At 72.2% G+C, this 18458-nt stretch carries 14 protein-coding genes; 7 read left to right on the top strand and 7 right to left on the bottom strand.

Annotation, left to right across the window (positions count from 1 at the left end; translation table 11 throughout):
- Window positions 1-88: 88 nt before the first annotated feature.
- Both NZH93_RS07525 and NZH93_RS07520 read left to right on the top strand, forming a co-directional pair.
- Window positions 89-2329, top strand: a complete 2241-nt coding sequence (locus tag NZH93_RS07525; RefSeq protein ID WP_259622215.1) for a SulP family inorganic anion transporter — start codon at window positions 89-91, stop codon at window positions 2327-2329.
- A gap of 119 nt (window positions 2330-2448) precedes the next feature.
- Window positions 2449-3441: an IS481 family transposase gene (locus NZH93_RS07520; protein WP_259622214.1), complete on the top strand. Its 993-nt coding sequence runs from the start codon at window positions 2449-2451 to the stop codon at window positions 3439-3441.
- A gap of 97 nt (window positions 3442-3538) precedes the next feature.
- On the opposite strand, the gene NZH93_RS07515 is transcribed toward NZH93_RS07520, so the two are convergent.
- Entirely contained in the window at window positions 3539-4000 is a 462-nt protein-coding gene (locus tag NZH93_RS07515; protein WP_259622213.1) for a MarR family winged helix-turn-helix transcriptional regulator, read from the bottom strand.
- Window positions 4001-4086: 86 nt separating this feature from the next.
- Here NZH93_RS07515 and NZH93_RS07510 point away from each other — a divergent pair, with 86 nt between their 5' ends.
- Window positions 4087-4980: an alpha/beta fold hydrolase gene (locus NZH93_RS07510; protein ID WP_259622212.1), complete on the top strand. Its 894-nt coding sequence runs from the start codon at window positions 4087-4089 to the stop codon at window positions 4978-4980.
- A 64-nt stretch (window positions 4981-5044) separates the two neighbouring features.
- On the opposite strand, the gene NZH93_RS07505 is transcribed toward NZH93_RS07510, so the two are convergent.
- Entirely contained in the window at window positions 5045-6124 is a 1080-nt protein-coding gene (locus tag NZH93_RS07505; protein WP_259622211.1) for an alcohol dehydrogenase catalytic domain-containing protein, read from the bottom strand.
- Between the two features lie 114 nt (window positions 6125-6238).
- Between NZH93_RS07505 and NZH93_RS07500 the strand changes: the two genes are divergently transcribed.
- Window positions 6239-6985, top strand: a complete 747-nt coding sequence (locus NZH93_RS07500) for a helix-turn-helix transcriptional regulator (protein ID WP_259622210.1) — start codon at window positions 6239-6241, stop codon at window positions 6983-6985.
- A 26-nt stretch (window positions 6986-7011) separates the two neighbouring features.
- On the opposite strand, the gene NZH93_RS07495 is transcribed toward NZH93_RS07500, so the two are convergent.
- The 3 genes from NZH93_RS07495 to NZH93_RS07485 all read right to left on the bottom strand — a co-directional run bounded on the left by NZH93_RS07495 (window position 7012) and on the right by NZH93_RS07485 (window position 10419).
- Entirely contained in the window at window positions 7012-8874 is a 1863-nt protein-coding gene (locus NZH93_RS07495; RefSeq protein WP_259622209.1) for a pectate lyase-like domain-containing protein, read from the bottom strand.
- A gap of 244 nt (window positions 8875-9118) precedes the next feature.
- On the bottom strand, window positions 9119-10162 hold the full coding sequence (locus tag NZH93_RS07490) for a Gfo/Idh/MocA family protein (protein WP_259622208.1): 1044 nt from the start codon (window positions 10160-10162) through the stop codon (window positions 9119-9121).
- 83 nt (window positions 10163-10245) lie between these two features.
- Window positions 10246-10419 (bottom strand): hypothetical protein, encoded by a 174-nt coding sequence (locus NZH93_RS07485; RefSeq protein ID WP_259622207.1) that lies wholly within the window; start codon window positions 10417-10419, stop codon window positions 10246-10248.
- Between the two features lie 101 nt (window positions 10420-10520).
- Between NZH93_RS07485 and NZH93_RS07480 the strand changes: the two genes are divergently transcribed.
- Both NZH93_RS07480 and NZH93_RS07475 read left to right on the top strand, forming a co-directional pair.
- The gene (locus NZH93_RS07480; protein WP_259622206.1) at window positions 10521-12821 is read left to right on the top strand and encodes a M20/M25/M40 family metallo-hydrolase; all 2301 of its coding nucleotides are present in this window, start codon (window positions 10521-10523) and stop codon (window positions 12819-12821) included.
- A 64-nt stretch (window positions 12822-12885) separates the two neighbouring features.
- Window positions 12886-13545 (top strand): HAD family hydrolase, encoded by a 660-nt coding sequence (locus NZH93_RS07475; RefSeq protein WP_259622205.1) that lies wholly within the window; start codon window positions 12886-12888, stop codon window positions 13543-13545.
- Here NZH93_RS07475 and NZH93_RS07470 read toward each other — a convergent pair.
- Window positions 13478-14431: a threonine ammonia-lyase gene (locus NZH93_RS07470; RefSeq protein ID WP_259622204.1), complete on the bottom strand. Its 954-nt coding sequence runs from the start codon at window positions 14429-14431 to the stop codon at window positions 13478-13480. The two genes, NZH93_RS07475 and NZH93_RS07470, sit on opposite strands and share 68 nt — an antisense overlap.
- Window positions 14432-14587: 156 nt before the next feature.
- Here NZH93_RS07470 and NZH93_RS07465 point away from each other — a divergent pair, with 156 nt between their 5' ends.
- Complete coding sequence (locus NZH93_RS07465) at window positions 14588-17284, top strand: lectin (RefSeq protein WP_259622203.1); 2697 nt, start codon at window positions 14588-14590, stop codon at window positions 17282-17284.
- A gap of 37 nt (window positions 17285-17321) precedes the next feature.
- On the opposite strand, the gene NZH93_RS07460 is transcribed toward NZH93_RS07465, so the two are convergent.
- Window positions 17322-18431: a glycosyltransferase 87 family protein gene (locus NZH93_RS07460; protein WP_259622202.1), complete on the bottom strand. Its 1110-nt coding sequence runs from the start codon at window positions 18429-18431 to the stop codon at window positions 17322-17324.
- Window positions 18432-18458: the final 27 nt, after the last annotated feature.

Here is an 18458-nt window from a genome sequence, read left to right as displayed (position 1 = left end):
TTTGGAGGCACGTGGGCGGAAAAGGTACCGCCCAACGGCCCAGTGGTGTGCCGGACCAGGACCGCCACCGCTCTCCCGGAGGACCCACGTGGAACCACGCGACGCGCCCTCGACCGACCGACGTTCCCGCCGCGCCGCCGTGCGCCGGTGGGCCAGGGAGGATGCCCGGTACGACCTGTCCGCGTCGCTGGTCGTGTTCCTGGTGGCGATGCCGCTGTCACTCGGCATCGCCGTCGCGTCCGACGCCCCGGTCACGGCCGGGCTCATCGCCGCCGTCGTGGGCGGTGTCGTCGCCGGGTTCCTCGGCGGCGCACCGCTCCAGGTCAGCGGGCCCGCCGCCGGGCTGACCCTGGTGGTCGCGGGCTTCGTCCAGCAGTTCGGCTGGGCCGTCACCTGCGCCATCACCGTCGCCGCGGGCCTGCTCCAGGTCGTGCTCGGGCTGAGCCGGGTCGCGCGCGTCGCGCTCGCCATCTCACCCGCCGTGGTGCACGGGATGCTCGCGGGCATCGGCGTGACGATCGCGCTCGCCCAGCTCCACGTCCTGCTCGGCGGCGCGCCGGGCACGGGGGCGTGGGACAACCTCGTCCAGCTCCCGGCGCAGCTCCTCGGCGTGCGCACCGGGGAGGCCGTGGTCGGTCTCGTGGTGCTGGCCGTGCTGCTGCTGTGGCCGCTGACGCCCCCGTCGGTGCGCGCGGTGCCGGCCTCGCTCGTCGGGATCGTCGCCGCGACGCTGCTCGCGTGGGCGCTGTCCTGGGACGTGGCGAGGGTCGACCTGCCCGGTTCGCTGCTCGACTCGGTGCGGCTGCCCGAGCTGCCCGGCGGGCAGTGGGGCGCGCTCGCGCTGGCGGTGTTCACCATGACCGTGATCGCGAGCGTCGAGAGCCTGCTGTCGGCGGTCGCGGTGGACAAGCTCAAGGACCGGGGCAAGGCGGCGGACCTCGACCGCGAACTGGTCGGCCAGGGCGCCGCGAACACCGTGTCCGGCCTGCTCGGCGGCCTGCCGGTCACCGGGGTCATCGTCCGCAGCTCCACCAACGTGGCCGCGGGGGCGCGCACCCGCGCGTCGGCCGTGCTGCACGGCGTGTGGGTGCTGCTGTTCTCGCTGGCGCTGGTCGGCCTGGTGGAGCAGGTGCCGATGGCCGCGCTGGCGGGTCTGCTCGTCTACGTCGGCATCAAGCTGCTGAAGGTCGCCGACGTGCGCACGGCCCAGCGCCAGTCCGAGCTGCTCGTGTACGTGACGACCGTCGGGTGCGTCGTGTTCCTCGACCTGCTGATGGGCGTGCTGATCGGGTTCGCGCTGTCGGTGGCGCTGATGCTGCGCCGGGTCGTGTGGGCGAAGCTGCGCGTCTCGCGGACCCCCGCGCCCGGCGGCCACGACCACTGGCGGGTCGTCGTCGAGGGCACGCTGAGCTTCCTGTCCATCCCGAGGCTGTCGCGGGTGTTGTCCCACGTGCCCGACGGCGCGCCGGTGGACGTCGAACTCGCCGTCGACTTCCTCGACCACGCCACCTACGAGCACCTGACCATGTGGCGCGACCAGCACGAGAAGACCGGCGGTGTCGTGCACGTGGACGAGGTGTCGGGCATCCGGGGCGGCATGACCCGCGGCGGCCCGGCGGCCGTGCTGCCGCGCTGGTTCGCCCCGTGGTCGTCCTGGCAGTCCACCGTCCCCGCCCAGCGCCACAGCGAGCACGACGAGGCCGCCCGTCCGCTGGTCTCCGGAGTCCAGGAGTACCACCGCCGCTCGGCGCCGCTGCTGCGCCCGGTGTTCGAGGGCCTCTCCGACGGCCAGGAGCCGCAGGCGATGTTCCTGACCTGCGCGGACTCCCGCATCGTGCCGAACGTGATCACCAGCAGCGGCCCCGGCGACCTGTTCACCGTCCGCAACGTCGGCAACCTCGCGCCCCTCGACGACGACGGCGTCGGCGCCTCGGTGCACTACGCGGTGCAGGTCCTCCGCGTCCCCGCGCTGGTCGTGTGCGGCCACTCGGGGTGCGGCGGCATGCAGGCGCTGCTCGACGGCGCGGCGGGCTCCGACGACCCGGTTGGCCGCTGGCTCCGCTCGGGCGTCGGCAGCCTCACCGCGCTGCGCGCGGGCCACCCCGCCGACCCGCGCGCCGGGACCGTGGCGGACCGGCTGTCCATGGTGAACGTCGCCGTCCAGGTGGCGTCGCTGGAACGGATGCCGGTCGTGCGGGACGCCGTGGCCGAGGGGCGGCTGAAGGTGCTCGGCCTGTTCTTCGACATCGGCGGCGCCCGGCTGTCCCTGCTGACCGACGACCGCACGGCCTTCTCGGCGCTGCCGGAGGGCGTCGACGTGCTGCACTAGCTGTACTGACCACAGAGGTTAGGAACGCGGCGACACGGGATCGAATGATCTTGGAATAGGTGAGGGCCTCCGGGTTCGGTGTGGATTGCGACGTCTACACCCAGCCAACGGAGGCCCTCATGCCCCACGCTAACGCACCCCTCACCGAGCTCGGCAGACTCCGCCTGGCCCGCTGCGTCGTGGACGAGCACTGGCCACTACGACGAGCCGCGGAACGCTTCCAGGTCTCGGTCACCACCGCCCACCGCTGGGCCCACCGCTACCGCCACCACGACCCCGCGGGCATGACCGACCACAGCTCACGCCCCCACCCCAGCCCCCACCGCACACCCACACGCACCGAACACCGGATCATCAAAGTCCGGCTCCAACGCCGCTGGGGACCCGCGCGCATCGGCTACCTGCTCGGACAGCACCCTTCGACGGTGCACCGGGTGCTGACCCGCTACCGGATGGCTCGCCTGGCCCACGTGGACCGGGCCACCGGCCAGCCGATCCGCCGCTACGAACACCCCGCGCCCGGCGACCTGATCCACGTCGACATCAAGAAGCTGGGCAACATCCCCGACGGCGGCGGCCACCGCGTCCACGGCCGCCAGGTCGGCGGACACAACAGCCAACGCACCCCCACCGGGAAACGCAACGCCCACGGCAACCCGTTGCTGGGCTACGGATTCCTGCACAACGCGGTCGACGACCACTCCCGCCTGGCCTACACCGAGATCCTGACCGACGAGACCAAGGAATCGGCCCGCGACTTCTGGCACAGGGCGCAGACCTTCTTCACCGCCAACGGCATCACGGTCCGGAGGGTGCTCACCGACAACGGCTCCTGCTACCGCTCCCGTCTCTGGCGCGACACACTTGCCAAGGGCGGGATCGACCACAAACGCACCCGCCCCTACCGGCCGCAGACCAACGGCAAGGTCGAACGCTTCAACCGCACCCTGCTCGAGGAATGGGCCTACGCCCGCCCCTATGCCTCCGAAACCGAACGCCGCGACGCGTTCCCAGGATGGCTGCACTTCTACAATCACCACCGCGGACACACCGCACTGGGAGGCCGCCCACCCGCCAGCCGCGTCCCCAACCTCACAGGTCAGTACAACTAGCGGGGAGACCGCGGGGGTTCGTGACTCCGGGCGAGGTCTCGGACCGATCGTGGTGACCGTCGGCAGGGCACAGCGGTCGACCGGGGGGCGAGGGCCGCTACGCCATCCACCCGGACCCGTGGTGGCGGTAGTCGGCGCTCCCGTCGACCAGTTGCCGGAGCGTGCTCTCGACCTGCGAGAGGGGAACCGCGCCCACCCGCTCCTCCCACTCCCGGCGCAGGTCGTCGAAGATCGCCGTGCCCTCGCGGAGCATCGCCAGCCCGTGCGGTGTGACGAAGAGGCGCAGGCGGCGCTTGTCCGCGGGATCGGGTTCGCGTGCCACGTAGCCGCGTTCCTCCAGGGCGGTGATGGTCTTCGCGGCGGCCTGCTTGGTGACGGACATCCGCCGTCCGAGCTCGGAGGCGTTGTCCGCGCCGGACAGGATCGCCTGCAGCGCGAAGTCGTGAACGGGCCGCACCTCGTCGTACCCGCGCGCGATGAGTTCCGCGGTGGCCCTGTCGGCCAGGGCGCGGAACCCGCCGAGCAGGAGCATGGCGAGGTCGGAGCCGGGGCGCGACATGGGGCTCAGCTTAGGACACCTTGACAACGACAACCTTGGTTGTCTACGGTTTTGACAACCAAGGTTGTCGAATTGAGGAGCGCCCCATGCCCGTCATCGAGCCCGTCGGCGCGACGGTTCCCGGTGTCACCCACCACCTGGCCGACGTCAACGGAACGCGGCTCCACTACGTCTCCGCGGGCACCGAGGGCACACCGGTCCTGCTCATCCACGGGTGGCCGGAGACGTGGTGGGCCTTCCGCGAGGTCATCCCCCTGCTGGCGGCGTCGCACCGGGTCTTCGCCGTCGACCTGCGGGGGTTCGGCGACTCGAACACCGCGGACGGCGACCACGACGAAGCGACGTCCGCCGAGGACGTGCACCACCTGGTGGAGCACCTCGGCGTCGGTCCGGTCCACGTCCTGTGCCAGGACATCAGCGGTGGTCTCGGTTTCCGCTTCGCCTCCACGCACCCCGGTGACGTCCGCAGCTTCACCGCCGTCGAGTCGACCTTGGCGGGCTTCGGGCTCGAGGACCTCGCGGACGTCAACCGCGGCGGCTCGTGGCACGTCGGGTTCCTCGCCGCGCCGGGCATTCCGGGGATGGTGCTGGCGGGTCACGAGCGCGACTTCATCGCGGAGTGGGCCTTCCCCGTGATGACGGGGGCGAAGGGCGTGATCGGCGACGAGCACGTCGACGAGTTCGCCCGCACCTTCGCGCGCCCGGACGGCTGGCGGGGCACGGAAGGCCTCTACCGGTCGATCTTCACCGACGCCGGGCAGATCAAGGCCCTCGCCGAATCGCGGCCGTTGACCGTCCCGGTCCTCACGGTCGACGCCTTCAGCGCTCCCGCCACCGAGCGGACCTTCCGCCAGGTGACCGCCGGGGACGTCACCTCCGTGCGCTTCGAGGGCGTCGGCCACCTGGTGGCGCAAGAAGCTCCCGAGACCCTCTCCGCCGCCGTCCTGGACTTCGTGGGGCAGGTCGACGGCGGCCGGTAGGCAGGAGGGCCGCGGCCGTTCTCCGCTGCGGACCGGCTCCCACCCGCCCGCGCGACGTCGCGCGCTAGCCCGCGCGGATCACCGTCAGGCGGAACCGGCCGCCGGTGTCGGCGGCGTGGGCGACGGCGGCGTTGGCGTCGTCGAGGTCGAACTCCTCGACCTCGAACTCCCGCAGGTCCAGCAGGCCCGCCCTGGCCAGTGCGATGAGCCCGCTGTTCGCCTCGGGCGGGTACATCCACTGGCCGCGCACGGTGACGTTGTTGCGCATGAGCCACGGGTAGGGGAGGGCGAGGTCGGCGCCGCCGAGCATGCCCACCCCGCCCATCAGCACGACCCGGCCGCCCTCCCGGACGGTCATGGCCGCCGCCCGGACCGGTGTCGTGCTCGCCGACGGCGGGAGGAGGTCGAGGACGAGGTCGATCGGGCCCGCCTCCGCCTTCATCCGCTCGCGGTCGTCGGCCTCGTCGCCGGACAGCCGGACCGGGCGCACGCGGGGGCCGAAGCGGCGGACCAGGTCGGCGAGCACGGCCTCGTTCCGGCCCGGCGCGACGACCCGCCCCGCGCCCATCGCCAGCGCCACGGCGACGGCCGCGCTGCCGAAGTTGCCGGTCGCGCCGCTGACCAGCACCGTCTCGCCCGCCCGCAGGTCACCCGCGAGCAGCCCGCCGTACGGCACCAGGCACAGGTTGAGCGCGGTCCACCTGGCCACGTCCTCCTCGTCGACCGGGCCGAGCGGGTGAACGTTCTCCGTGGGCACGAGCAGGCGTTCGGCGTACGAGCCCTGGCCGAAGTGCTCCTGCAACCGCAGGCCGCCGTCGCCGCGGGCGCTCGCGCCCTGCAAGGTGATGTCGGGCGTCACCCCGCCGTCGCGGGAGCGGATGGTGGGGTCGCACAGCACCCAGTCGCCCGGCGCGAGGTGCGTCGAGTCCGGGCCGACGGCGAGGACCCGGCCGACGGCGCCCGCGCCGGGCGTGACCGGGAGCGTGAGCAGGTACCGGCGCTCGCCGCTGAGCACCTCGGCCGTGTAGGGCAGCACGCCCGTGGCCACGACGTCGACGAGCACCTCCCCGGTGCCGAGCACCGGGTCCGGCACGGTCTCCACCGACAGCGGCAGGCCGAACTCCTTGAGCACAGCGGCTTTCATGGGCGTTCCGTTCGGTTCGGGGGTGTGTTGCCCGATCGTGGACCGGTCGCGGGCGCGCATCCAGGCCTAGCATCGTCCTAGGACTGACGAGTACCACCCACGAGGAGGCGGATCGTGTCGGAGGCGCTCGGGGAGTTCCTGCGGTCGCGGCGGTCGCGGCTGACGCCGAAGGAGGTCGGCCTGCCGGACGGGCGCCGACGCCGCACGCCGGGCCTGCGCCGCGAGGAGGTGGCGGAACTCGCCGAGATCGGCGTCGACTGGTACGTCCGCCTGGAACAGGGGCGGGCGGTGCGGCCGTCACCCGCGACGATCGAGGCGCTGGCGCGGGCGCTGCTGCTGGACGACACCGAGCGGGCGCACCTGGAGGCGTTGGCCCGCAACGGGTCGCGCGCGCCGTTCGAACGCGAGGTCGTGCCGGACGCCACGCGCCGGGTCGTGGAGGCGATGACCGAACCCGCCTACGTGACGGGCCGCCGGTGGGACCTGCTGGTGTGCAACACCGCGGCCGTGGAGCTGTTCGGCGACATGTCCGGCAACGTCCTGGAGCACCTGCTGCTCGACCCCGCCGGGCGGACGTTGTTCGGTGCGGCCTGGGAGGGGCAGGCGGCGCACGCCGTGGCGCAGTTCCGGGTGGCGTACGACCTGTGGGCGCCCGACCGCGCGTTCGTCGACCTCGCCGACCGGCTCCGCCGCGGATGCCCCGAGTTCGAGGTCTGGTGGGACGGGCACGACGTGGTCGGCGGGGGAGCGGGCCGCAAGGTCCTGAACGGGGTGGTCCACGACTACGCCACGTTCCGGGTCAACGAGGACCCCGAGCTGCGGCTCACCGTCTACACAGCCGAACGGGCCGGGAGCGCGTAGCTCCCGGCCCGTTCGTGCTCACCCCGCTAGGGAACCGCCGGGTAGTCCTTCACGTACACCGGGACACCGGTGTTGGTGGTGTCGGCCGGGCCGCCCACGCCGTTGACGACGTGGTCGACGATGCCCGCGCTGAGGTTCACCGTCATGATGTGGTGCAGCTTCACACCGGGGGTGTTCGGCACCTCGAACCCGTTCTCCGTGTGGATGGTCGGGTTGTTCTGGTTGAACACGTAGACGCCCGCGCCGAAGAGCGAGTGCGTCTTCACCTTCGCGCCGACCTTGTAGCCCGCGTACCCCTCGACGCCGCCGTTCATCCAGTCCGCCTGCGTGGGCGGGTCGTACGGCAGCTCGTTCTGGTACAGGATGGTCGTGCCCTTGTCGCCGTTCCAGGTGGTGTTGTACTTCTGGAAGTGCTCGACGAACAGGCCCGTCGCGGTCACGCGGTCACCGTTGATGACGGCGCCCTGGCGGCCGGTGTTGGTGTTCCAGCGCTGCGTGTCGGTGAAACCCTCGACGCCGTGGTCCGCGCGCCACACCCAGGTGTGGTCGATCAGCACGTCGTTGCTGTTGACCTCCAGGGCGGTGTCGACCTTGCCCACGTGCGGGCCGCCGACGCGGAAGTACACGTCGGACAGCGTGGTCGGGTTGGACGGCGTGCTCCAGTCCCAGCCGTTCTTCTTGCCGACGCGCAGCAGGACCGGCGACTCCTTGAGACCCGCGTCGACCGTGACGCCCGCGACGACGACACCGGGCACGTCCGCGACGTCCAGCGGGATCGCGCCGTTGACGGCGGTCAGCGTGGCGTGCCCGAGACCGAGGACGACGGTGTTGGGCAGCCGGACCTCGATGCTCCGCGCGATGTCGTAGACACCGGGCGTGAGGAGCAGGTTCTTGCCGATCAGGAGCTGGAAGTTGATGTCCCGCACCGAGTCCGTCGGCTTCGCGACGTAGAAGTCGCTCAACGGGATGGTCCGGCCCGCCGTGGTGCCCGCGGTCCAGGTGGTGCCCGAGGTGTTCTGCTTCGCGGCGGGCACGCGGACGTTGTACTTGCCCTTGGCGTCCACGAACAGGTACGGCTTCTCGCGGCTCACCGGGGTCTTGGCGACCGTCGTGTACGGCGGGTCCGGGAACGCGGAGTCGTCGGGAGCGCCGACGACACCGGAGAACACCTGGTTCCACACGCCGTTGGACCAGCTCGCGACCTCGCTGTTGCGGGTCAGCCACTGCTGCTGCGAACCGTTGGTGGTCGCGGGCAGCTTCGAGTCGGCGATGAACCCGCCGCTCGCGTACTGCGGACCGGCGGTGCAGTAGTCCATCAGGGACAGTCCACCGTTGGTGAAGTTGACGCGGCGCATCGAGACGGCCTGGGACACGGCCCAGAAGTTCGCCGTCGAGCGGCAGCCGTCCTGGCCGGTCGCGTTCACGTTGACCGTCAGGTTGGAGATCGTCCGCCAGAAGTTCACCAGCGCGAGGCAGTTGCTCGTGCCGCCGTCGGCGAGGCAGCGGTTGTAGACCTCGACCTTGCCGTTGATGACGACGTCGGTCGGCGCCGCGCCCAGCCCGGTGATCTCGGTGTAGTAGCCCACCTTGATCTGGAGGGGCTGCGTGGCCGTGCCGTACGTGCCCGGCTTGAAGAGGTAGGCGTACCGCTCGGTGCCCATCTCGTTGTCGACCTGCTTGGCGTAGGTCGCGTCGAGGGTCGCCTGGATCTGCGCGACCGGGGTGCTCGGGTCGAACACGGTGACGTTCGTCCCGAGGTTGGGAGTGCCGCCGCCGTGCGACTGGGTGCTGGGAGCGGCCGTCGCGGTGGTCGCGGCGGTGAGCGTCACCACCAGGCCGAGGGTGAGGACGCGGCCGAGTCGCCGCTTCGTGGAGCCCGCGAGGATCATGCGGATCGTCCTCTCAGTCGGACGGCGTCGGTTGAGTGGCTGGGGAGCGCTCCGGCGGACGCTATGCGGCGCACGATCATCATCGACCTGCCTGTTCAACGGGTTCGGGGAGCGCGCTGCGGCGGTAGGGCCGAGAGAGCGCTCCCATGGAGTCGGATATTTCTACCCCTTGAATCGATCCCGCGCTACGCCCTGACGACCGGTTTTCAGGTCGTCGGACGGCGAACTAGCAGGCCAGAGCGGTTCAGCGCCACGGTTCGACGTCCACGCGCACGGCCGTCCCGGTGTTCGCGGCCTCCTCGACGGCCAGCGCGACGCGGTGGTCGTGCAGGCCGTCGGCGAGCGGGTACGGCTCGGGGCCGCCGTCGGACACCCAGGCCGCCGTGTCCTGGAGCAGGGTGGCGATGGCGATCTCCTCGTCGTTCCACCGCAGCCCCTGGTAGGGGTTGCGGTAGAGGACGTCGGAGCCGAACGTGATGTGGTCGGTGTCGAAGCCGTCGAGGTCCAGGTCGTACCCGGTCTGGCGGCGCACGACCTCCGTGCGGACGATCGTGCGGTCGGCGACCAGCCGGACCACCTCGTGGTCCCGCAGCTCACCGAGCGTGCCGCGGACCAGCAGGCGGCGCATCAGGAGCTGGTTGTGCCACTGGTTGTCGGTGAAGTCGTAGAGCCCGAAGCCGCCGCCGTCGAACGCGATGGTGGCGATCGTCGTGGTCGCCTGCTTGACCTCGACCGGGTCCGCCCACCCCGCGCGGGTGATGGGGTCGGCCAGCGGCGCGGTCGTCCGCACCGCCCGCACCTCGGCCGGGCCGCGACCCGTGCCCAGCAGCGTCCGGATGAGCGAGACCGCGTGGTACTGGTGGGTCGAGGAGACGTCCACCCTGGTCGGGTCGCCGATCGCGCCGGAGCGGACCAGCGCGAGGCGCGCGGCGTGCGCGGGCACGCGGGTGTACTGCTCGGCGACCTGCACCAGCCCGCTGCCGCCGACCTCCGCCCACAGCGCGCGCAGGCCGTCGAGGTCGGGCGCGGGCGGCGTCTCGGCGAGCACGGGCACACCCCGGTCCACCAGGTCCGCCACCAGCGACGGCGTCACGCCCCACGGCGTGGCCGTGACCACGAAGTCCGGCTTCGCCGCCAGGCACTCGTCCAGCGACAGGAAGACCGGGACGGGCAGGTCCTGGGCTCTGCGCGACACCACGCCGACGCACTCCAGGCCGTCCAGCGCTGCGGCGAGGCGCCAGAAGTACTCGGCGCGCCACCCGGAACCCACGATCGCGAAGGTCGTCACGCCCCCATCCAACACGACCGCCGACGGCCCGTGCCACCGGTTGTCCACAGTGGAGGGACGGCGGTCCCCGCTGGTTCGCCTGCCTACCGGCGGGCGTCCCGCGTGATCTCCTTCGCGGGCCGGGGCCTGCTCTCACGGGGTTCGGGGGTGTTCAGGTCCAGCGACACCGCGATCCACGTCCACCCGGCTCGCACCAGGAAGCGCAGCGCGGTGCGGATCGGCCGTCGGGGCGGGCGGAACCGTTCGGGGAGGCGCACGCCCGTCATTCTGCCCCCGACCCGGCGCCCGCGAAGCGGAACCGCGAAGTTCCGACCGCGAACGGGCCGCCGCCGGGCTTCCCCGTGGGTAGGTTCTCCCGATGACCGACGTACCCGCTGTTCACCGGGGTTCCCGACCGCCAGTCGTGGCGGTCGTGCTGCTCGCCGCGCTGGTGGCGCTCGGAGCGTTGTCGCTGCTGGCGTTCCGGCCCCCGGCCGCGGCCCCGGCCGACGTCCCGCCCGCGGAGTTCTCGGCGGCGCGGGTGGACGGGGACCTGCGGGAGATCGCCAGACGGCCGCACCCGCTGGGCACGCCGGACAACGACCGGGTGCGCGACCACGTCGTGGCGGCGGCTCGGGCGGCGGGCGCGGACGTGCGGGTGGAGGTCGGGGACGTCGCGCTGGCGGACCCCGGCAAGGCGGTCCGGGTGGCGGTGGCGCGGAACGTGGTCGCGACGGTGCCCGGAACGGATCCTGGGCTCAGCGGCGGGCGGGCGCTGCTGCTGGTGTCGCACTACGACTCGGTGCCGACCGGGCCGGGGGCCGCCGACGACGGCGCCGCGGTCGCGTCGATGCTGGAGGCGATCCGGGTGCTCAAGGCGTCCGGCGGGGTGCGCAACGACGTGGTGTTCCTCTTCACCGACGGCGAGGAGTTGGGCTCGCTCGGAGCGCGGTCGTTCGTCCGGAAGCACGGGGTCGACGAGTTCGGCGCGGTGCTCAACTGGGAGGCCCGCGGCAGCCGTGGGCCGGTGGTGATGTTCGAGACCAGCACCGCGAACGCGGGGCTGGTCGACGCGTTCGCCGGGGCGAGCAGCAGGCCGATCGCGAACTCCCTGGCCTACGAGGTCTACCGGCGGATGCCGAACTACACCGACTTCACCGTGTTCCGCGACGCGGGCGCGACGGGCCTCAACGCGGCGTTCATCGAGAGCGTCCACGACTACCACTCGCCGAACGACGACGTCGACACGCTCGACCGCGACACCGTGCAGCACCACGGCGAGAGCATGACCGGGTTGATCGCCGCGCTCGGTGAACGCGACCTGCGGACGTTGGACAGCCGGACGGCCGTCTACTTCGACGTGTTCGGCCGGGTCCTCGTGCACTACCCGGCGTGGGTGGCGCTCGTGCTCGCCGCGGTCGCGGTGGTGGCGCTGGGACTGCTGGTCGTGGCGGGGGTCCGTCGTGGACGGTTGCGGGTCGGCGGTGCCGCGGCCGTCGCGGGGACGGCGTTCGGCGCGGTGGTCGTCACGGCCGCGCTGTGCTTCGGCCTGTGGTGGCTGGTCACGCTGGTGCGCCCCGGCCTGGCGGCGCTGCCGTTGTCCGAACCGTACGACCGCGGGTGGTTCATCGCGGCGTTCACCGCCGTGGCCGTCGTGGTCCTGCTGCTGGTGAGCAAGCTGCTGCGCGGCCGGAACCCCGCCGAGCTGATCGCGGGCGGCCTGCTGCTGGTGGCGGTCCTGCTGGTCGCCGTCGCGGTCTTCGTGCCGGGCGCCACCTACCTGTTCCAGTGGCCGCTGCTCGCCGGGCTGCCCGCGCTCTGGTGGGCCGTCCGCCGCGACACCGCCGGTCTGCCGCTCGCGGCGCTGGCGCCCGCCGTGACGGTGGCGCTGTTCGCGCCGGTCGTGTCGACGCTGACGGTCGCGCTGGGGATCAAGCTGGTGGGGGTCGCGATGGCCCTCGTGGTGCTGGCGGGCGTGGTGGTCCTGCCGCTGCTCGCCGTCCTGCCCCGACCGGGGCTGCTCGCGGCGGCGGCGTCGGTCGTCGCGCTGGCCCTGTTCACGACCAGCGCGCTCGTGTCGGGGTTCGACGAGCACGAGCCGCGCCCGGACGGGCTGGTCTACCTCCGCGACGTGACCACGGGCCAGTCCTCGTGGCTGACCGGCGACCCCGAACCCGACGATTGGACCGGCCGGGTCCTGGGCACCGACCCGGAACGCCTGTCGCTGACCCGCGAGTTCCCGCTGCTGAGGGACCCGGTCCTGCGCGCCCCCGCCCCGCCGCTGCCCCTGGCGGAACCGTCGGTCACCACCCTCGCCGACACCACGGCCGACGGCGTCCGCACCGTCCGCCTCCGGGTGGACTCAGCACGCCGGGGCTGGCGCGTGCAGGTCTCCCTGCCGCGCGACGTCGTGCGCGCCTGCACCGCGGCCGACCAGCGTGTCGAGTCCGCCGCCGCCACGGTTCCCGCGAACCTGGTGTTCGAGTTCTACGGCGGCGCCGAACTCACCTGCGAGGCCCCGGCGGGTGCGGAGATCCCGGTCGACGTGGCCGACTTCTCCCTCGGCCTCCCGCCGGAGGTCGAGGCCCTGGTGGGCCCGCGCCCGGAGGGGACCATCCAGGTGCCGTCGGGCTACCGGGCGGTCGACTCGGCGATCGTGCGGCGGGTCGTGCGGATCTGATCATCGGCTGACAGGGCACGCGATCCACGGCATCCTGGACACCGGGGAGTCGAGGGGGGACGTCGTGCGTGCTGGGGAACGACTCGCGGAGCGCGACCACGTGCTGGTGGCGCTGGACGGACCGGTCGTCGAGCTGCCGTCGACGCGGTCGACGGCGGACAGGCTGCGGTTGCTGCTGGCCGAGGACCGGTTGCCGCGCAAGGTGGCGAGCACCGAGGACCCGCTCGTGGTCCTGGCGCACGCGGGGGTGATCGGCCCCGCGACCGAGCGGGCCGTGTACGCGCAGTGGCGCCGGATCGACCACGAGGTCCTCGCGGAGGCGGCGGTCGTGCCGGGCGTCCGCGACGCCTTCGCCACCCTGGCGGGCGCCGGGGTCCGGATCACCGTGGTCGGCGCGCTGGACGTGACGGCCATCCGGGCGTTCCTCGTGCTGCACGGCCTGGACGTCCACGTGAGCCGCTTGGCGGGCCGCGCCGAGCGGGACCACGACCTCCTCCCACCGGCCCCGGACCTCATCACCTCGGCGATCCGGGCAGGCGCCCTCCCGGCGTCGTCGTGCGTGGTCGTCGCCAGTTCACCGGCCGACCTCAAGGCCGCTCGCGCCGCGGGCGTGGACGCGGTCTCCTACGACACCACCACGTGGTCCAACGTTCTCCCTACCTGCGGGGTGTGGTCCACCGCTCGAAGGCCTCCAGGTCCACGTTCCCACCGCAGATCACCGTGACGACGTGACGGCCCGCGAAGCGCTCGGGGTCCTCCAGGACGGCCGCGACGCCGAGCGCGGCCGACGGCTCCACCACCAGACCCGTGTGCTCCAACAGCAACCGCATGCCCTCGACGATCGACGACTCGCGGACGAGCACGGCGTCGTCGGCCACCACGAGCAGGTCCTCCAGGACCTCCGCGATGGGGAAGCGGCCCGCGACGCCGTCGGCGATCGTGTCGATCGACTCGGTCGTCACGACCCGCCGCTCGTGCCACGACCGCGTCAACGCCGGCGCGCCCGCGGGCTGCACGCACACCACCTCGACCCCCGGTGACAGTGACTTCAGCACGTACCCCACCCCGGTCGCCATGGCCCCACCGCCCAGCGCGATCAGCACGACGTCGAAGTCACCGCCCACCAGTTCCAGCCCGATCGTCGCGGCCCCCTCGCAGGTCTCGACGTCCAGACTGTCCTCGACCAGCCGAACACCACGCCCCCGCGCGATCTCCGACGCCCGTTCGCGAGCGACCTCGATGTCACCGTCCACCAGCTCCAACTCCGCACCCAGCGCGCGAATCCGTTCGAGCTTCACGGCGGGCGCGCCCCGCGACGCCACCACCGTCACCTCCAGCCCCCGCCGCCGCCCCGACCACGCGAGCGCCTGCCCGAGGTTGCCCGCACTAGCGCACACCACGGCCGCCCGCCCCAACCGACTCACCACCAACTCCGTCCCGCGCCCCTTGAAGCTGCGAACCGGGTTGGCCGTCTCCACCTTCACGCTCACCGCGCACCCGAGCCTCTGCCCCAACGCCTCGCACGGGTACAGCGGGCTGTCGAGGAACACCGGGTCGATCACCTGCCGAGCCGCGCGGATCCGGTCGAGGTCGAGACGCGTCCTGAGCACGCCGCGACCTTAACCAGGGGGTGGCCGACCTTGTCCGATGGACAACACCGGGTGAACCGAGGTTGCGCCGCGCAGGGGGTTACCGGTCGGTCTGTTCGGTGGGAAAATCGGCGCGTGACAACGTTGTCACCTTCCTCAGCCCTGCTAGGAGGAACCATGCGTCTTCGTTCCGCGGCCCTGCTCGCCGTGATGTTCGCGGCCCTCGCGGTCCCGGTGACGGCCGGAACGGCACAGGCGGTGTCCGATCCGGCGCAGTACGTCAACCCGTTCGTCGGCACCAAGCCCGGCGGCCCCGACTTCGGGCACGGCGGTGGGGCCGGGAACACGTTCCCCGGTGCCGTCGCGCCGTTCGGAATGCTCCAGTGGAGCCCCGACACGGTCACCCACCAGCACGGCGGGTACCACTACGACGACAACCGCATCCGCGGCTTCAGCCTGACCCACCTGTCGGGGCCGGGGTGCAGCGACTTCGGGAACATCCCGTTCATGCCGACGCTCGGCACCAGCCCGGTCGGCAACTACACCTTCAACCACGCCAACGAGATCGCCCAGCCGGGCTACTACTCGGTGGCCTTCGACAACGGGCTGCGCACCGAACTGACCGCGAACCAGCGGTCCGGCGTCGCCCGGTTCACCTACCCGGCGGGCCAGCGGGCGTCGCTGTCGGTGGACGCCGCGCGGGCGTTCAACTCGGCCAGCGGATCGATCACGATCGGCACCAACAGCCTGTCGGGCTACACCGACAGTGGCGGGTTCTGCGGGGCGGGCAACCGCTACCGGCTGCACTTCCACGTGACGTTCGACCGGAACTTCAGCACCGCCGGTGTCGTCGACGAGCAGGGCGAGGTCGACGAGTCCCGGCGGACGATCGAGGGCAAGAGCGAACAGCGGCTGCCCGCCGAGCCCAAGACCGCCCAGACGCAGAACCTGCCCGCGCCACCCGCCGTGACGACCCAGGACGTGGAGCCGTTCGCCGCGTCGGCGTTCGTGTCCTTCGACACCAGCACGGTCACGGCCCGCATCGGCATCTCGTTCGTCAGCCTCGACGGCGCGAAGGCCAACCTCGCCACCGAGACCGGCGCCAAGACCTTCGACGAGGTCAGGTCGTCGTCGCGGACGGCGTGGAACGGCTGGCTCGGGCGGATCGATGTCACGGGCGGCACCACGACGCAGCTCCGCACGCTCTACACGTCGCTCTACCACTCCCTGTTGCACCCCAACGTGTTCAGCGACGTCGACGGCCGCTACACCGGGTTCGACAACCAGGTGCACACCACGACCACCGTGCAGTACGCGAACTTCTCCGGCTGGGACGTCTACCGGTCCCAGATAGCCCTCATCGCCCTGCTGGCGCCGAAGGAGGCCTCCGACATAGCGCAGTCGGCGGTGAACCAGGCGGCGCAAGGCGGCTACTTCGACCGCTGGACCGTCGCCAACGGCGGCACGGGCGTGATGAACGGCGACCCGATGTCGATCATCGTCTCCACGGTCCACGCGTTCGGCGGGACGTCGTTCGACACCACCCAGGCGCTTCAGCGCATGACCGCGGGCGTCAACGACATCCGCCAGCGGCCGGGTTGGTTGCAGTACAACAACTACGGCTACGTCCCCACCGGGCTCTCGGACGTGTGGGGCTCCGCGGCGACGACCCTGGAGTACACCAGCGCGGACTTCGCGATCAGCCAGTTCGCCGCACGGCTGGGCGACACGGCCTCGGCGGAGAACTTCCTGCGCCGCGCGCAGAACTGGCGCAACCTGTTCGAGTCCGGGCAGAAGTACCTCAAGCCGCGCAACACCGACCTGAGCTGGCCGGCGTTCAACCCGATCCAGGAGAACGAGTACGTCGAGGGCAACGCGGCCCAGTACACGTGGATGGTGCCCTACAACCACCGCGGCCTGTTCGACGCGATGGGCGGCAACGCCGCCGTGGTCCCGCGCCTGGACACGTTCTTCACCGAGCTGAACGCGGGCCCCAAGAAGCCCTACGCCTACCTGGGCAACGAGCCGACGCTGAACACCCCGTGGGCCTACGCCTACGCGGGCGCCCCGGCGAAGACGCAGGACGTGGTGCGCCGCGCCCTGACGTCGATCTTCACGCCGGTCCCGGAAGGCCTGGTGGGCAACGACGACCTCGGCGAGATGTCGTCGTGGGCGGTGTGGGCCGCGCTCGGCATGTACCCGCAGGCACCGGGCAGGGCCGAACTCGTGCTGGCCAGCCCGCAGTTCCCGCAGACCACCATCAGCAGGGGCAACGGCCGCACCATCACGATCACCGCGGCAGGCGCCTCCGACTCGGCGAAGTACGTGCAGTCGTTGCGCGTCAACGGGTCCGCGACGACCAAGCCGTGGCTGACGTCGGCGTTCGTCGCCAGTGGCGGCACGCTCGACTACACGCTCGGCACGGCGGCGTCCACGTGGGGCTCGGCGGCGGCCGACGCCCCGCCGTCCTACGACGTGGGTCCGAACCCCGCGCGGACCGGTCCGATCAGCGGCCTGTCGTCGAAGTGCGCCGACGCCGATCCCGCCGTCACCGGCAACGGGGCGGTCGTGCGGCTGTGGGACTGCAACACCAGCGCGGCCCAGCAGTGGACCCTGGCGACGGACGGCAGCGTCCGCGCGGCGGGCCGGTGCCTGGACGTGAGCGGCAGCAGCAGGTCCAACAACGCCAAGGTCCAGTTGTGGGACTGCAACGGCACCGGCGCCCAGCAGTGGTGGCCGAAGGCCAACGGGTCACTGGTGAACCCGCCGTCGGGCCGGTGCCTGGACGTCCCGAACAGCAACCCGGCCAACGGGGTGCAGCTCCAGATCTACGACTGCAACACCAGCACTGCCCAGCAGTGGAGGGTCCCGTAGTCGCGGTGCCCCCGGCCACCCGGCCGGGGGCACCCCCTCACCTGAGCGCGGGGTGCCGCGCGCGGACCAGCCGAACGCCCAGCACGGTGAGGGCCGCCAGGGCGACGAGCACGTAGGCGTTGCCCGCCAACGACTCCAGCGGCGTCCACAGCGATTCCCGGCCCTCGCCGCGCGGCACCAGCGCGAACACCCACCCGGCGCACAGGACCACGAGTCCTGTGGTGGTCACGAACTTCCGCCGGGCCAGCAGCACCGCGCACAGCGGCGCGACCCAGACCCAGTGGTGCGTCCAGGAGATCGGGCTGACCAGCACCCCGCAGAACGCCGTCACCAGCACCGCGCCCACCGGGTCACCGCGCCGGTGCAGTTCGCGGGCCAGGTACGCCGTGATCCCCAGGCACGCCAGGACGAGCAGCACCAGCACCGCGGGGGAGCCGCCCAGGGCACGGTGGACCACGCCGCTCAGCGACTGGTTGCCCCACCACGCGTTGCCGCCCGCCTTGTTCGCCGCCAGCACCGTGGACGTCCAGTACCGCACGGTGTCACCGGGCAGCAGTGCGAACCCCGTGACGCCGAGACCGGCGAACGTCGCCAGCGCGCGCACCGCGTCCCGGCGTCGGCCGGTCACCAGCAGGTGCGCCACGAAGATCAGCGGCGTCAGCTTCACCGCCGCCGCGACGCCGATCAGCACGCCGGCGAACCGGGAACCCCGCAGCACCAGCACGTCCACGAGCACCAGCGCCATCAGCAGCGCGTTGACCTGTCCCAGTCCGACGGTGCGCCAGACCGGTTCCAGGCACAGCAGGAGCGGCAGCACCCACCACGCGCCGCCGACGATCCGCACGGAGGTCCGCAGCGCCAGCACGGTCGCGACCGCGAGTGCTCCCCAGGCGAGCTGCACGGGCAGCAGGGCGAGCGGCAGGAACACCGCGGCGGCGATCGGCGGGTAGGTGAAGGGCAGGTCGGGCGACCAGTCCGGGGTCGCGGCCAGCGGCGCGTACAGCGGGTCGCCGTGCAGCAGGGCCAGCGCGCCCGACCGGTACACCGCGCTGTCGACGCCGAGCGGCCACCTCAGGACCCACCACACCACGGCCATCACCGCAGGTAGGAGGATCAGGGCGCGGGTTGCGTGAGCTGAGGTGACCACCCGCTCGACGCTAGGAGCGGTGGCGTC

The sequence above is a fragment of the Umezawaea endophytica genome (assembly GCF_025061645.1).
In the GTDB taxonomy this organism is placed as follows: domain Bacteria; phylum Actinomycetota; class Actinomycetes; order Mycobacteriales; family Pseudonocardiaceae; genus Umezawaea; species Umezawaea endophytica.
Note: the sequence above shows the minus strand (reverse complement) of the source record. Positions and strands in the feature narration are given on the sequence as shown.